General features: G+C 59.2%; 1 protein-coding gene. It reads left to right on the forward strand.

Features of this window, described 5'->3' with window-relative positions; all coding sequences use genetic code 11:
* Nucleotides 1-1,082 (forward strand): GntR family transcriptional regulator (locus tag AS26_RS13605; RefSeq protein WP_157068524.1); only part of this gene is annotated, 1,082 nt, incomplete at both ends.

Below are 1,082 nucleotides of genomic sequence, written 5' to 3' on the forward strand. Positions count from 1 at the left end.
GGCCAAATACGTGATGGTGAAAGAGCAGATTCGAGAGTGGATCCGCACGGGCAAGGTGAAGCCTGGGCAAAAGATCTATTCCGAAAACGAACTCATCAAGATGTTCCGCGTCAGCCGGCACACGATTCGGCAGGCGGTTGGCGATTTGGTGCATGAGGGACTTTTGTACCGGGAGCAGGGCGCGGGAACCTTCTGCGCCTTCCCCCAGGAAGAGCGCTTGTCGGGAGAGAATCAGGAAGCGCGCAAATACATCGGCGTCATTACGACGTACATCTCGGACTACATCTTCCCCACCATCATTCGTGGAATCGAATCGTACGTGACGAACAAAGGGTATTCGGTGATTTTGGCTTGCACGTACAACGATTTGGCGAAGGAAGCGCAGTGCCTGGAGTCGATGTTGCAGCGGCCCATCGCAGGGCTGATTGTGGAGCCGACGGAATCGAGCACGTACAATCCGAACATCCGGTACTACTTGGAGCTTGAGCAACGGAAAATCCCGTACGTGATGATCAACCAATACTATCCGCAGCTCGACCCGCCACATATCATCATGGACGACAAGAAGGGCGGGTGGATGGCGACGCACCATCTGCTGGAGCTTGGGCACCGGAAGCTGATGGGCGTGTTTAAGACGGACGACTTGCAGGGTGTCTACCGGATGCAGGGATTTATGGACGCCTGCCGGGAGGCGGGCGTGTCCGTGAAACCGGAGTGGCTCATCACGTATCGGACGGAGGAGCTGGGGGCGGGTGTGGTACAGCGCGTGCGGGAGGTGCTGGAGCGCGAAGGGGAGCGGCCGACCGGGATTGTGTGCTACAACGACCAGCTGGCGGTGAAGGTGCTGGACGTCCTGCGGGAGCTTAACATTCGGGTGCCGGAGGAGATGTCGCTGGTGGGGTACGACGACTCGTACCTGGCGGAGGCGACGGAGATCAAGCTAACGACGGTGGAGCATCCGAAGACACAGATGGGGTTGGATGCGGCGAAGTGGGTGATGCGGGCCATTGAGCGCGGGAAGCGGGACGGTGACGGGCCTGGGTCCATCGTGTATGAGCCTCGTCTCGTCGTGCGCGCATCCA

Source organism: Alicyclobacillus sendaiensis NBRC 100866 (assembly GCF_001552675.1).
GTDB classification, from domain to species: domain Bacteria; phylum Bacillota; class Bacilli; order Alicyclobacillales; family Alicyclobacillaceae; genus Alicyclobacillus; species Alicyclobacillus sendaiensis.